Raw genomic sequence first — 13,890 nt, 5'->3', positions numbered from 1 at the left:
GCCCGTGTCACCCCGTCCTGGAACAGCGGCCCCCCCGGGGCACTGGCCGGGGTGCACTCCGCCCGGGCGCCCCCCCCCACCGCGGCGCCGGCGGCGCCGGCCCCCCCCCCGAGCTGATGTTCGTCGGCGAGGCCCCGGGTCGGGACGAGGACCTGCAGGGGGAGCCCTTCGTGGGGCGGGCGGGACAGTTGCTGACGAGGATTATCGAAGCCATCGATCTTCGCCGGGAGGATGTCTACATCGCGAACGTCATCAAGTGCCGCCCGCCGCAGAACCGCAATCCCGAACGGGACGAGGTCGAGACCTGCCGTCCCTTCCTCTTCGCGCAGATCGACGCCGTCGCACCGCGCGTCATCGTCGCCCTCGGCTCGTTCGCGGTCCGCACGCTGCTCGACGACGAGCGGTTGCCCATCTCCCGGGCGCGGGGACGCGTCTACGCGTGCCGCGGCGCGAAGCTGATCCCGACCTTCCACCCGGCGTTCCTGCTGCGGAGCCCCGACCGGAAGCGGGACGTCTGGGAGGACATGAAGCGGGTCCGTTCGCTCCTCCGCGACGACTGATGCCCGTGCTCGTGACCGTCGCGGTCCCGGTACCCGCGCTGCCGGCGCTGAGCTACCGGGTGCCGGACGGCATGCCGGCGCCGCCGGTGGGGGGGCGCGTGCGCGTGCCCCTCGGCCGGCGCGTGGTGACGGGGTGCGTGGTTCCCGATCCCGCGGAGCCGGACGGCGGCGTCGTACCTGCGGCGCCGGTGGAGTTGCGCGATCTGCTGGAGTCTCTGGATCAGGAGCCCTATCTGCCGCCGGAGGTGGTCGACCTCGCCCTGTGGGTGGCGGACTACTACGCTTGCGGGCCCGGCGAATCGCTGGCCGCCGCCATGCCGCCGCTCGCGCTGTCGGCGTTCGAAGGCGGCGGTGGATTCCGGACGGAACGGGTCGTCCGCGTCACGGCGGCGGGCCGCGATGCGCTGCTGGCCGGGACGGCGGGCCGGCTCGGGCCGAAGCAACGCGCGGCGCTGCACCGTCTCGCCGCGGTGTCCGGCGGGATCGCAGCGGCGCGGCTGCGCCAGGACGGCGTGCCGTCGACGACGGTGGCCCGCCTGCGCCAACGCGGCCTGGTGGCGGTCGATTCCCGGCGGGTCGAACGCGACCCTTTCGCGTCCGGAGGCGCCGCGGAGGCGAGAGACGGCGGCGCGGCGGTCGAGGCGACGCCGGAGCAGCGGGTCGCGCTCGAGACGCTGGGGGCCCTGGCGGCGGAACACGTTTTCCACGTCGCCCTGCTGCACGGCGTGACCGGCAGCGGCAAGACCGAGGTGTACCTGCGGCTCGCCCGGCAGGTGGTGGCGGACGGGCGCCGCGTGCTGGTGCTCGTTCCGGAGATCGCGTTGACGCCGTCCGTGACGGAGACCTTCCGGGGAGCGTTCGGCGATCGCGTGGCCATACAGCACAGCGGGCTCTCTCCGGGCGCACGGCACGATCAGTGGCATCGCGCCCGCCGCGGCGAGATCGCGGTGGTGGTGGGCACGCGGTCGGCGGTGTTCGCCCCGCTGGACGCGCTCGGGCTGGTGGTGGTGGACGAAGAGCACGACACGTCCTACAAGCAGGAGGAGAGCCCGCGCTACCACGCGCGGAACGTCGCGATCGTGCGCGCGCGGCGCGCGGGCGCGCTCGTCGTGCTCGGCTCGGCCACGCCTTCCCTGGAGACGTTCCACCACGCCCGCAACGGCCGCTACCGTTGCATGCGGTTGACCGAGCGCGTGCACCGGCGTCCGCTGCCCGAGGTGCGGATCGTCGACATGCGCTCGGAGGTGGCGAGCGGCGGGGCGGACGTGGCGGTCAGCCGACCGCTCGCCGATGCGCTGGAGAGCACGCTCGCGCGGGGGGAGCAGGCGTTGATCCTGCTGAACCGGCGGGGTTTCGCGTCGGCGGTGCTCTGCCGCCAGTGCGGGCGGACCTTCGAGTGTCCGAACTGCAGCGTGGCGCTCACGCTCCACCGCGGGGCCGGCCGGGTGCGTTGCCACTACTGCAACTACTCGGTGGCGCGGCCCTCCACCTGCGCCCACTGCGCGGGGCCGTACCTGGACACCGTCGGGTTCGGCACGGAGCGGATCGAGAGCGACGTCGCGGAACGTTTTCCCGGCGCCGCGATAGCCCGTCTCGACCGCGACGCGGCGCGGCGCCGGGGCGCCGGGGCCTCGTTGCTGGCGCGTTTTCGAAGAGGGGACGTCGACGTGCTCGTCGGCACGCAGATGATCGCCAAGGGGCACGATTTCCCGAACGTGACCCTCGTCGGGGTGGTCTCGGCGGACGCCGGGTTGCAGGTGGCCGACTTCCGCGCGGCGGAGCGGACTTTTCAGTTGCTGACCCAGGTCGCGGGGCGGGCCGGCCGCGGCGACCGGCCGGGGACCGCCATTCTGCAGTCGTTCCATCCGGAGCACTACAGCATCGTGCACGCCTGCCGGCAGGCCTACGGCCCGTTCTTCGAGGAGGAGATGCGCTACCGCACCGCGCTGCGCTACCCGCCGGTGTTGTCGATGGTCAATGCCGTCGTGCGCGGGCGCACGCTGGAGGCCGCGATGCGCGACGCGGCCAGGCTGGCCGGTGCGTTGCGCGCCGCCGACGGGTCGTTCCAGGTGCTCGGACCCGCCGTGGCGCCGATCTCACGGCTGCGCGGCCAGCACCGCGCGCAGATCTTTCTCAAGGGAACGAATCGGCGCGCGATGCGGGTCGCGCTGCAGGCGGCGCTCGACGCGGGCCCCGACCTGGGCCGGCGCGTCACCGTGGACGTGGATCCGATCAACCTGCTGTAGGTCCGGTATCAGGGGTCGGCCCCGAAGCCGTCGAGCTGTATCGGCGCCGGCGTGAAGCACAGCACGAATATGCCCGCGGTGGCCAGCGCGACCCAGCGGCGCCGCGAATCCAGCGGCACGTGATCGTCCAGCGTGCGCGGATGGCGCGGGCCGAAGACGGCGAGCATGACGACCATCAGGACCGCCCAGACCAGCCAGCTCAGGGAGAAGAACGTCAACACGACCACGATCGCGGCGCCGGTCAGGGTGACGGCGGTGGAGCGGCTGCCGAGCGCGGCGTACGAGATGTGGCCCCCGTCGAGCTGGCCGATCGGAAACAGGTTCAGCGCCGTCGCCAGCAGGCCGAACCAGGCGGCGAAGCCCATCGGGTGCAGGATGATCGTGTGGCCTTCGGGGAGCGCGCCCCAGATCAACCACGCCGCCGCCTTGAACAGCAGCGGCTCGCCCAGTATGAGGCCGCCGGCGTCGAGCTCCGGAATCGGCGTCACCCGCGAGAGCACCAGGCCTCCGAACAGTGCCGGCACGGCCACGATGAAGCCGGCGATCGGTCCCGCCGCACCGACGTCGAAGAGCATCGCCTTGGTGGGTATCCGCTGCCGGATGCGGATGAAGGCGCCGATGGTGCCGGCCAGGAACGGGGCCGGGAGGAAGTAGGGGAGCGAGGCATCGATCCCGTAGTAGCGGCAGGCGTAGTAGTGGCCCAGCTCGTGGGTGCCCAGGATGGCGAGGATCGTGAAGCTGTACCATGCACCGGGAAGCAGCGCGTACGGGGGCGTCTCTTCGGCGTAGTCGGCGAGGAAGTACGCGTGGTGCCAACCGCCGATGTACATGGTGCTGCCGAGCGTGGCGAGGAACAGCGCCAGCGGCAGCCACCTCCGGTCGCTAGGCACGGATGTTCTGCAGGTCCTTGCCCGGCTTGAAGCGGATGGTGCGACCGGGAGGGATGCGGACTTCCTTGCCGGTGCGCGGGTTGCGCCCGATGCCCCGCTTGCGGGGCTTGACCTGAAAGACGCCGAAGCCCCGGAGCTCGATGCGCTCGCCACGCTGCATCGAAGTGCGCAGGGCGTCGAAGACCGCGTCGACCGCCCGCTCGGACTTCACCTTGGTGATGTCCGCGGCTTTCGATACCTGGTTGACGATGTCGACCTTGATCATGTCGCGCCGTGCTCCAGAGAGTTGTATAACTAGCATAGATACGGTGATTTACGGCTGTCAAGCCGGAGTGTCATGCACGAGGAGACGAGCGCCGGGACGCGAGTAGTGCTCGTGGGCCGGCCCAACGTCGGCAAGTCCACGTTGTTCAACCGGGTGGCGGGCAGCCGCCGCGCCATCGTGGCGCCGGTGGCGGGGACCACCCGCGACGTGATGCGCCATCCGGTGGAGTGGCTCGGGACGGAGTTCGAGCTCGTGGACACCGGCGGCGTGTTCGGGGCGAGCGCGGACCCGCTGCAGGCGGCGGTCGCCGAACGCGGCCTCCGCGAAGTGGGGACCGCGGCGGTCATCGTGGTTCTGGTGGACGCCCGCGAGGGACTCGTGCCCGCTGATGAAGAGGTAGTGCGGGAGGCGCGGCGCGCCGGGGCGCCGATGGTGCTGGCCATCAACAAGGTGGACGATCGGCGGGCCGGTGCCGGGGCGGCCGAGTTCGAGCGCCTGGCCGTTTCTCCCGCCCTGTCCATCGCGGCCGAGCATGGGTTGGGGGTCGGTGATCTGCTCGATGCCGTGGTCGCGTGCCTGTCCGGACGCGGCCGGCGGCCCGCGGACTCGACCTCGACGCCGACCGGCGACGGACGCGAGGACCGCGAGGTCGGCATCGCGATCGTCGGCCGGCCCAACGTCGGCAAGTCGTCGCTGGTCAACCGGCTCGCGCGCGAGGATCGCGTGCTGGTCAGCGACAGCGCCGGAACGACGCGCGACGCGGTGGACACCCTCGTCGGCTGGCACGGCCGCCGTATCCGGCTCGTGGACACGGCCGGCATTCGGCGGCCGGGGCGCGTGGCCCGGGCGGGAGCGGTCGAGGCGGTCAGCGTCGTCCTTGCCCGGCGCGCGCTCGCACGGGCCGACGTGGCGGTGCTGCTCGTCGACGCGACCGTGGGCGTGACACGGCAGGACGCGGTGATCGCCGGCGAAGCCGAACGCGCCGGTTGCGGCGTGGTCATCGCGGCCAACAAGTGGGATCTCGTGAAGGACCGCGGGCAGGGATACTCGAAGACGTTCGATGCCGAGTTGCGCCGCGCCCTGCGGTTCGCGGACTTCGCCCCAATCCTGCACGTGTCCGCGCTTACCGGGCAGCGGGCGCCGCGGATCATCGAGCGGGCCGTGGACGTCGCCGCGGCGCGGGCGGCGCACGTCGGGACCGGCGAGCTCAACCGTGTCGTGGCCCGGATCACGGCTCACCACCGTCCCGCGAGCCCCGGCCGCCGCGCCGTGAAGATCCTCTACGCTACCCAGATCGGCGCCCGACCGCCGTCGTTCGTCTTCTTCACCAACGTCGCGACGCGCTTTCACTTCTCGTACGAGAGGTACCTCCGCAACCAGCTCCGGGACGCCTTCGGTTTCGAAGGGTCCCCGATTCGGGTCAGGGCGCGGGCCCGGCGCGAGCCGGCGCGGCGCGGGCGGCGCTCGTAACCGGGGCGCGGGCCCGGCGGCGGGCGTCGTCCCGTACGAGCACCCCGAAACGCCTCTCCGGCGCGGCGTTCCGGCCCATCCCCCCCGCTCCGGGACCCTGCGCCCCGGAACGCCGCTGCGCTGCGTGCGGCGGCGCAGGCTCCTGGACTGCGCTATACTGGCTGACCACGACAGAGGATGGACAGGTCGCCGAGCGTCGACGTCGAGATTCCCGACCGGCCACTGTTCAAGGCCGCCGAGGTCTGCTCCATCGCCGGGGTTCAGCCGTATGTGCTCAAGTCCTGGGAGGGAGAGTTCCCGACGCTGGGTGCGTCGACGACCACCGGCGCTCGTGTCTACCGGCGGGTCGACATCGAGCTGGTGCTCGAGATCCGGCGGCTGCTCTTCGAAGAGGGGCTGACGCTCGGCGCGGCGCGGCGGAGGCTGATCAGCGAGCAACCGGCGGCTCCGGAACCGATCGTGGCCGACTTGCCGGGGACGGATGCACGCGAGCGTATCCTCGATGTGAAGCGCGGGCTCCGGTCGATTCTCGACCTGCTGTCCGCGCAGGGCGGGTCGGGCCGCGGCACGTGACGTTCCGCCGCGGTCTTTCGGCAGGTTTGTCGTCGAGCGTCGGGATGTGGCGCAGTCTGGTAGCGCACCTGACTGGGGGTCAGGGGGTCGCTGGTTCAAATCCAGTCATCCCGACCATTCTCATGCCTGCGGAGGGCCGGAAGACTCGCGGGGAGGAGTTCCTCATGCATCATCGGTCCCGGTGGCTTTCTTCCGCCGCGCAGGTTCTTGCGGCCGTGGCCGTCTTGCTGATCCCGGCGGCCGGCGCGGGCCAGGCGCAGTCGGACGGCGCATCCGCGGAGTCGTATTCGGTTCCGCGGACCGCCGACGGGCACCCCGACCTTCAGGGTTTCTGGACGAACCAGACCTACACGCCGCTCGAGCGGCCGCAGGGCGTGGACAAGGCCTTCTATACCGTCGAGGAGGCGGCGGCCATCGAGCAGGGCCGCGCCGAGCGCGAGTTCGCGCAGACCACTCCCGGCACGATCCCCGACGTCCACTACGACTTCACGCAGTTCGGGCTCGACCGCAGCCAGTCGCCGTTCGCCCGCAACCTGCGCACGTCGCTCATCATCGACCCGCCGAACGGCCGGTTGCCGCCGGTCAACGCCGAGGGACGCCGGCGCGCGGCCGAGGTGGCGGCCGAGCGTGAACGGGTGGGACGCTGGGATTCGGCCGAGGCCAACCAGCTCGACGACCGCTGCATCATCATGCGCGGTGCCGGCCCGCCGATGATGAACGCGGGCTACAACGCCAACTACCAGATCGTCCAGAACCGGGACTACGTGATGATCCTGGTCGAGATGATCCACGACGCGCGCATCATCCCGCTGGACGGCCGCCCGGGCCCGCCGGCGCAGGCGCGGCAGTGGATGGGGATGTCCCGCGGACGCTGGGAGGGCGACACCCTGGTGGTCGAGACGACCAACATCAACGGCAAGAACCCGTTCAACGGCTCGAGCGACCGGATGCAGGTGACGGAGCGGTTCACCCGCGTCGACGACGAGACGATCATGTACCGGTTCACCGTCGACGATCCGCTGACCTGGGACCGGTCCTGGACGGCCGAGATGCCGATGAAGGAGACCATCGGCCCGCTTTTCGAGCACGCGTGCCACGAGGGCAACTACGGCCTCTACAACACGCTGGTCGGGGCGCGCCTCGAGGAGCAGCGTGCGGCGGAGGCGGCCGCGCGGGAGGAGTCGCAGAGATGACGGCGCGTCCGACTGCACGGCGCCGGTTGTCGGGGTGGACGATCGCGGTCGTGATCGCGGGCGCGGGACTTGCGCAGCCGGGTGTCGCGCATGCGCAGGAGACCGGCTACACGGCGCCCCGCACGGCCGACGGCACACCCGATCTGAACGGGATCTGGCAGGCGCTGAACAACGCGCACTGGAACGTGGAGCCCCACTCGGCGGACTTCAGCCCGGTGCGGGAACTCGGCGCGCTCGGCGCGGTTCCCGGCGGGCTCGGGGTGGTGGAGGGCGGCACGATTCCGTACACCCCCGAGGCCCTGGCGCAGCGCGACGAGAACTTCGCCAACCGCCTGGAGCGGGACCCGGCCATCAAGTGCTACCTGCCGGGCACGCCGCGCGCCACCTACATGCCGTATCCGTTCCAGATCATCCAGAGCCGCTCGCACATCATGATCATCCACGAGTTCGCCGGCGCGGTGCGGACCATCTACATGGAGGATCAGATGGAGTCTCCGGCCGACACGTGGATGGGGTGGTCCAACGGGCGCTGGGAGGGCGAGACCCTCGTGGTCGAGACGAGCGGCTTCTACGGGCAGACGTGGCTCGATCGGGCGGGGAACCATCACAGCACGGCCCTGCGCGTCGTCGAGCGCTTCACCGCGCGCAGTCCCGAGACGCTCGACTACCACGTGACGCTCGAGGATCCCGACGTCTACACCCGCCCCTGGAGCATGCGCATGCCGCTCTACCGGCGGGTGGAGCCGAACGCGGAGCTGATGGAGTTCCGCTGCGTCGAGTTCGTCGAGGATCTGATCTACGGCCATCTTCGCAAGAAGGTGGATCCCTAGCAGTCTGTGCCGTGGAACGGTGCAGACTGCTGGTCAGGCCTGGCTGGGCGATAATCGGAGGCCGCAGCGCGACCGCAGCGGTCGCGTTCGGCGACGATTGTCGGGCTAGCGGTTGCGGACAAGGAGAAGTCTGATGCGAACGAACCGAGCCGTCGCCGCCCTCGGCGCAGCCGTATTGCTGGCTGCCGTGCCGCTGTCCGCGCACCATGCCTTTTCGGCCGAGTTCGATATCGAGCAGCCCCTCACGCTGGAGGGGCAACTCGTCAAGTGGGAGATGATCAATCCTCATTCCTGGTTCCACATCGACGTGGAGGCCGAGGACGGGACGACTTCCACCTGGCTGGTCGAGGGGGGCAGCCCGAACGAGCTGATCCGGCAGGGCGTCAACCGGAACACCGTCGAGGTGGGCACGTTCCTCGCGGTCGAGGGTTACCGCGCCAAGGACGGCACCGAGAAGGCCGTCGGCCGCAACTTCATACTCGAGAACGGTGAGCGGCTGTTCCTGGGCGGCTCGGCCAATCGCGCCGGCGGCATCAGGTAGTTCCGGTACGGACGTTCGGGTGGACGGGGCGGTTCCGGCCGCGGAGCGGGATGGGCTTGCCAGGCAAGTCGGTTGCCTGACGCCCGTTGGGAGAATTCGATGAGTACGACATGTCGGCATGCGCGTTTTCTGATGTCCCTGCTCTCCGCCGCAGCGTGCGGCGGTCTGCTGTCCGCGGATCTGCGCGCCGAGCCCGGCGGCGGCGGACAAGCTGCGACCGGAGCGGCCCCCGAGCGCGTCGTGGACTTCGCCCGCGAGGTGCGGCCGATTCTGTCCGCCAACTGCTTCTCGTGCCACGGGCCGGACGAGGCGACGCGCCAGCGCGGCCTCCGGCTCGATGTCCAGGATGGGCTTTTCGAGGACCGAGGCCGTTTGGGCGGTCCCGCGGTGGTGGCCGGGGATGCGGAGGAGAGCCGTCTGTACCAACGGCTGGTGACCGGCAGCAGTCGCTTGCGGATGCCCCGGGACGCCGATCCGCTGACCGACGAGCAGATCGAGACGGTCCGGCTGTGGATCGATCAGGGCGCGGAGTGGGAGTCGCACTGGGCGTTCATCCCGCCCGAGCGTGCCGCCGTGCCGCCGGTCTCCGACCCGGAATGGGTCCGCAACCCGATCGACAACTTCGTCCTTGCACGCCTGGACGCGGAGGGTCTCGGACCGTCGGCGGAGGCTGATCGTGCGACCCTGCTGCGGCGCGTGACGCTGGACCTGACCGGGTTGCCGCCGACGCCGGGCGATCTGGCCGCGTTCCTCAACGACGATTCGCCCGATGCCTACGAGAGGGCGGTCGACCGGTTGCTCGGTTCCGACCGCTACGGCGAGCGGATGGCCACCGAGTGGCTGGATGCGGCCCGCTACGCCGACACGAACGGGTACCAGACCGACGGCGAGCGGACCATGTGGCGCTGGCGCGACTGGGTGATCGACGCCTACAACGCGAACATGCCGTTCGATCAGTTCACCATCGAGCAGCTCGCGGGCGACATGCTGCCGAACGCGACGCGCGACCAGCGCATCGCCACCGCGTTCAACCGCAACCACAGCCAGAACGGCGAGGGAGGCATCGTCGTCGACGAGTTCCTGGTCGAGTACGCGGTCGATCGCGTCGAGACCACCTCGACCGTTTGGCTCGGCCTGACGCTGGGTTGTGCCCGCTGCCACGACCACAAGTTCGATCCGCTGTCGCAGAGGGAGTTCTACGAGGTCCTGGCGAACTTCAACAACATCCCGGAGCGGGGCAAGGCGTTCAAGTACGTCAACTCGCCGCCGCTCATCACCGCCCCGACCGCGGAGCAGGATGCCGAGCTCGCCGAGTTGGACGAGAGGCTGCGCGAGGCTCGCGAGGCGTTCGCCGCGCTGGAAGCGGATGCGACAGCGGCGCAGGCGGCCTGGGAGCGCTCGCTTGCCAACGCCGGACGTGTCGACTGGACGTTGCGGGACGACCTGCTGGCGCACCACGCCCTCGACGGCGACATCGCCGGGGTCCACAACGGGACGTTCGTGACCGGGGTGCTCGAGGACGGCCAGCCGCAGTTCGTCGACGGACGCATCGGGGACGCCGCCGCCTTCGACGGGCAGCGGTTCATCAACGCCGGTCTCAGCCCGAGCGTCGGCTACGACGATCCGTTCACGCTGGCCGCCTGGATCTACCCGACGGCTTCCAGCGGGGTCATCGTCTCGCGCGCCGACGCGGGCGACCAGGGCGAGGTTGGTTGGGGGCTCTACCTCGAAGAGGGCAAGTTCCGGTTCAACATGTCGACCCGGATCCTCGACGACGGCGTCAGCGCGGAGACGCTGGAGGACGTACGGCTCAACGAGTGGCAGCACGTGCTGGCGACCTACGACGGCTCGAAGACGCCCGGCGGCATGCGCATCTACGTGAACGGCGAGTCGAGGGAGCTGAAGCCCATGCTCGACCTGGTCGGCAACCGCATGCCGCAGCGCTACCCGTTGCGCATCGGGGCGAGCGGCTCGACCAAGCCGCGCTTCGAGGGGGTCATCGACGACGTGCGGATCTACGGCGCGGCCCTGACACCCGAGCTGGTCGGGGTGGTGGCGACGGCCGAGCCGATTACCGCCATCGCCCGGATCTCGCCGGATCGACGGACGCCGGCCCAGGCCGAGAAGCTGCGCCTTGCCTTTCTGAACCAGTATGCACCGCCGGAAATCCTGGAGGCCTCGCGCAACGTTTCGACCCTGGAGCGGGAGCGCGAGGACCTGTGGGCGAGCTTCCCGACCGTCATGGTGATGGAGGAAATGGCCGAGCGCCGCCCGACTTTCAGGCTCAACCGGGGAGCCTACGACAACCCGGGCGAGGAGGTATTCCCGGGCGTTCCGGCCGTGCTGCCGCCGCTCCCGGAAGGGGAGGAGGCGAGCCGATTGGCGTTCGCGCGCTGGCTTGTCGATCCCGATCATCCGTTGACCGCGCGGGTCACCGTCAACCGCTTCTGGCAGATGTACTTCGGGACGGGTCTGGTCAAGACGGTAGAGAACTTCGGCACGCAGGGCGAGTACCCCAGCCATCCGGAGCTGCTCGACTGGCTCGCCACCACGTTCATCGACTCGGGATGGGACATGAAGGCGCTGCAGAGGGCCATCGTGACGAGCGCGGCCTACCGGCAGGCGTCCAAGGTGACGGCCGAAGAGTTCGAGGCCGACCCGGAGAACCGGCTGATCGCGCGCGGGCCGCGGTTGCGGCTGCCGGCGCAGATGATCCGCGACCAGGCGCTGGCCTTGTCCGGGCTTCTGGTCGAGCAGCTCGGCGGACCGTCGGTCAAGCCGTACCAGCCGGAAGGGCTCTGGGCCGACATGGTCGAGGGCGGCTACGGCGACTACGTCCTGGGCGAGGGCGACGACCTGTACCGCCGCAGCCTGTACACCTTCTGGAAGCGGACGCTCGGCCCGCCGACGCTGATGACGTTCGACTCGTCCACCCGCGAGACCTGCATCGTGCGCACCGGTCGGACGAACACGCCGCTGCAGGCCCTGAACCTGATGAACGACGTGACCTACGTCGAGGCGGCGCGGCGCCTTGCGGAGCGGATGATGACCGAGGGCGGCGAGACCCCGGCCGAGCGCGTGGACTTCGCCTATCGCCTCGCCACCGCGCACCGTCCGTCGCCCGACGCCGAGGCGATCCTGGTCGACGGCTTCGAGCGGCACCTGGAACGCTACCAGTCGGACCGCGGCGCGGCGCTGGACCTGATCAGCCAGGGCGAGTCCGCACGCGACGAGACCCTGGACGTGGCGGAACTGGCCTCCTACACGATGGTGGCCAACCTGATCCTGAACTTCGACGGGACCATCACCAAGGAATGACGATGAATACGCCTCTCGAACAGTGGTTGACCCGGCGGCGTTTTCTCGAGTTGGCGGGCACCGGCATCGGCACGGCCGCGCTGGCGACCGTCTTCGGACAGGACCTGGGCGCCCAGGCGCCCGGAACGGCTCCGGCCGTGGCGGGCGGGCTGTCGGGCCTGCCGCACTTCGCGCCCAAGGCCAAGCGGGTGATCTACCTGTTCCAGTCCGGGGCGCCGTCGCAGCACGAGTTGTGGGACTACAAGCCGACGCTGGCGGAGATGGTGGGGGAGGACCTGCCGCCTTCGGTGCGCGGCAACCAGCGCGTCACCACCATGACCGCGGCGCAGGAGCGCTTTCCCCTCGTGCCGTCGAAGTTCCCGTTTCGGCAGCACGGCGAGTCGCAGACGTGGGTCAGCGACCTGATGCCGCACACCGCCGGGATCGTCGACGAGCTGTGCTTCATCAAGTCGATGCACACCGAGGCGATCAACCACGATCCGGGCATCACGTTCTTCCAGACCGGGGCGCAGCTCGCCGGACGGCCCAGCATAGGGGCCTGGCTGTCGTACGGGCTCGGGACCATGAACGCGGACCTGCCGACGTTCGTGGCGATGATCTCCAAGGGCTCGGCGCAGACCGGGCAGCCGCTCTACGACCGGCTGTGGGGCAGCGGCTTTCTGCCCACGCGCTACCAGGGGGTGAAGTTCCTCTCGACCGGCGATCCGGTCCTCTACCTGTCGAACCCTCCGGGGGTCGACCAGGGCACGCGGCGCCGCTTCCTCGACGACCTCGGCGCGCTGAACCGGCTGAAGGAAGAGGAGTTCGGGGACCCGGAGACCAGCACGCGGATCGCCCAGTACGAGATGGCCTACCGCATGCAGAGCTCGGTACCGGAGCTCACCGACCTGTCGGACGAGCCGGACAGCGTCTTCGATCTCTACGGTCCGGATGCTCGCCAGCCGGGTACCTTCGCGCGCAACTGCCTGCTGGCGCGCCGTCTCGCAGAGCGGGGCGTACGGTTCATCCAGTGCTTCCACCGCGGCTGGGACCAGCACACGCGGCTGCCCACGGGTATCGAGCGGCAGGCGCGGGACGTCGATCAGGCGCAGGCTGCGCTGGTGCAGGACCTGAAGAATCGGGGGCTTCTGGACGAGACGCTGGTGGTCTGGGGCGGCGAGTTCGGCCGCAGCGCCTACTGCCAGGGCGTGTTCACCGAGGAGACCTACGGCCGCGACCACCATCCGCGCTGCTTCACCATCTGGATGGCGGGCGGCGGCGTCAAGCCGGGCACGACCTACGGGGCGAGCGACGACTTCTCCTACAACATCGCCCGCGATCCGGTGCACATCCACGACCTGCACGCCACGATGCTGCACCTGCTGGGCATCGATCACACCCGGTTGACATACCAGTACCAGGGCCGCGACTTCCGCCTGACGGACGTCCACGGCAGGGTGGTCGACGGGATTCTGGCGTAAGCCGGCAGGCGGGCCGGCCTTCGACGACGGGCCTGCTCGCCGCCGCTTCCTTCGGCCGGCTGTTCCTCAGCGGCGTAGCGGCCGACCCGGCGCCTCCGGCCGGTGCGCGTCGGCCAGCGGGCCACGCGAGACGTGGCCCCGATTCACTTCTTCGCTGCGTCGGGTGTCGTTTCGGGGGCTGACCCGGTGGCTTCCGGGCTCTCGCCTGCGGCCGGCTCGACCGCGTCGGACGCAGCCGCGTCGGTGGCCGCGGCGGGTTTCGTTGCCGCGGGTTCGGCCTCGTCGGCGGTCCCGGCGTCGGCCGTCCCGGCGTCGGCGGTCCCGGCGCCGGCGGTCCCGGCGTCCGCGGTCTCGGGTGTCGGCGCAGGCTCCTCGGCGGCTTCCGCCGGCTTCGCCTCCGACTCCGCTGCGGGCGCTTCTGCTTCCGCCGCCGCGTCCGGACCGGCAGCCTTCGGCTTCTCTGCGTCGGCGTCTCCGGCCGGCGCCGGGTACGGGTCGGGGGGTGGGGGCTCCGGCGCCGGCCGGGGGGGGACCCGCGCCGGGG

General features: G+C 70.6%; 11 protein-coding genes, 1 tRNA gene and 2 pseudogenes. 12 read left to right on the top strand and 2 right to left on the bottom strand.

Annotated elements, in window-relative coordinates; genetic code table 11:
- A partial coding sequence (locus F4X11_25470) for a uracil-DNA glycosylase (protein MYN68326.1) occupies positions 1–560 on the top strand: 560 nt, incomplete at its 5' end.
- Complete coding sequence (gene priA / locus F4X11_25465) at positions 560–2,806, top strand: primosomal protein N' (GenBank protein MYN68325.1); 2,247 nt, start codon at positions 560–562, stop codon at positions 2,804–2,806. The genes F4X11_25470 and priA, both read left to right, overlap by 1 nt.
- Before the next feature lie 8 nt (positions 2,807–2,814).
- Here priA and F4X11_25460 read toward each other — a convergent pair whose 3' ends face one another.
- Both F4X11_25460 and F4X11_25455 read right to left on the bottom strand, forming a co-directional pair.
- Positions 2,815–3,696, bottom strand: coding sequence for a site-2 protease family protein (locus F4X11_25460; GenBank protein MYN68324.1), 882 nt, complete (start codon positions 3,694–3,696; stop codon positions 2,815–2,817).
- Complete coding sequence (locus tag F4X11_25455) at positions 3,689–3,961, bottom strand: integration host factor subunit beta (protein ID MYN68323.1); 273 nt, start codon at positions 3,959–3,961, stop codon at positions 3,689–3,691. The genes F4X11_25460 and F4X11_25455 overlap by 8 nt, the downstream gene beginning before the upstream one ends.
- A 72-nt stretch (positions 3,962–4,033) precedes the next feature.
- Here F4X11_25455 and F4X11_25450 point away from each other — a divergent pair, with 72 nt between their 5' ends.
- From F4X11_25450 to F4X11_25405, 10 genes and pseudogenes are all read left to right on the top strand, one after another.
- Positions 4,034–5,431 (top strand): ribosome biogenesis GTPase Der, encoded by a 1,398-nt coding sequence (locus F4X11_25450; GenBank protein ID MYN68322.1) that lies wholly within the window; start codon positions 4,034–4,036, stop codon positions 5,429–5,431.
- Between the two features lie 177 nt (positions 5,432–5,608).
- Positions 5,609–6,004: a MerR family transcriptional regulator gene (locus tag F4X11_25445; GenBank protein MYN68321.1), complete on the top strand. Its 396-nt coding sequence runs from the start codon at positions 5,609–5,611 to the stop codon at positions 6,002–6,004.
- A 40-nt stretch (positions 6,005–6,044) separates the two neighbouring features.
- Positions 6,045–6,121 (top strand) — tRNA-Pro (locus F4X11_25440).
- 47 nt (positions 6,122–6,168) lie between these two features.
- Entirely contained in the window at positions 6,169–7,197 is a 1,029-nt protein-coding gene (locus F4X11_25435) for a hypothetical protein (protein MYN68320.1), read from the top strand.
- Positions 7,194–8,027 carry a hypothetical protein gene (locus F4X11_25430; protein MYN68319.1) on the top strand — a complete coding sequence of 278 codons (834 nt, stop codon included), beginning with the start codon at positions 7,194–7,196 and terminating at the stop codon, positions 8,025–8,027. The genes F4X11_25435 and F4X11_25430 overlap by 4 nt, the downstream gene beginning before the upstream one ends.
- Before the next feature lie 133 nt (positions 8,028–8,160).
- A complete protein-coding gene (locus tag F4X11_25425) occupies positions 8,161–8,568 on the top strand; it encodes a hypothetical protein (GenBank protein ID MYN68318.1) in 408 nt (135 codons plus the stop codon).
- A 132-nt stretch (positions 8,569–8,700) separates the two neighbouring features.
- Positions 8,701–9,807 (top strand): annotated as a pseudogene (locus F4X11_25420) (DUF1549 domain-containing protein).
- Positions 9,808–10,500: 693 nt separating this feature from the next.
- Positions 10,501–11,886, top strand: coding sequence for a DUF1553 domain-containing protein (locus tag F4X11_25415; protein MYN68317.1), 1,386 nt, complete (start codon positions 10,501–10,503; stop codon positions 11,884–11,886).
- Positions 11,887–11,888: 2 nt separating this feature from the next.
- Complete coding sequence (locus F4X11_25410) at positions 11,889–13,346, top strand: DUF1501 domain-containing protein (GenBank protein ID MYN68316.1); 1,458 nt, start codon at positions 11,889–11,891, stop codon at positions 13,344–13,346.
- A gap of 242 nt (positions 13,347–13,588) precedes the next feature.
- Positions 13,589–13,687 (top strand): annotated as a pseudogene (locus tag F4X11_25405) (SHOCT domain-containing protein).
- Positions 13,688–13,890 lie beyond the last annotated feature (203 nt).

Source organism: Acidobacteriota bacterium (genome assembly GCA_009861545.1).
In the GTDB taxonomy this organism is placed as follows: Bacteria; Acidobacteriota; Vicinamibacteria; order Vicinamibacterales; family UBA8438; genus WTFV01.
Note: the sequence above shows the minus strand (reverse complement) of the source record. Positions and strands in the feature narration are given on the sequence as shown.

Coding starts and splice junctions, on each gene's coding strand:
- F4X11_25430 (MYN68319.1), top strand. CDS start 7,194: ATGACGGCGCGTCCGACTGCACGGCGCCGGTTGTCGGGGTGGACGATC.
- F4X11_25435 (MYN68320.1), top strand. CDS start 6,169: ATGCATCATCGGTCCCGGTGGCTTTCTTCCGCCGCGCAGGTTCTTGCG.
- F4X11_25410 (MYN68316.1), top strand. CDS start 11,889: ATGAATACGCCTCTCGAACAGTGGTTGACCCGGCGGCGTTTTCTCGAG.
- F4X11_25450 (MYN68322.1), top strand. CDS start 4,034: ATGCACGAGGAGACGAGCGCCGGGACGCGAGTAGTGCTCGTGGGCCGG.
- F4X11_25425 (MYN68318.1), top strand. CDS start 8,161: ATGCGAACGAACCGAGCCGTCGCCGCCCTCGGCGCAGCCGTATTGCTG.
- F4X11_25415 (MYN68317.1), top strand. CDS start 10,501: ATGCCGCAGCGCTACCCGTTGCGCATCGGGGCGAGCGGCTCGACCAAG.
- F4X11_25445 (MYN68321.1), top strand. CDS start 5,609: ATGGACAGGTCGCCGAGCGTCGACGTCGAGATTCCCGACCGGCCACTG.
- F4X11_25455 (MYN68323.1), bottom strand. CDS start 3,961: ATGATCAAGGTCGACATCGTCAACCAGGTATCGAAAGCCGCGGACATC.
- priA (MYN68325.1), top strand. CDS start 560: ATGCCCGTGCTCGTGACCGTCGCGGTCCCGGTACCCGCGCTGCCGGCG.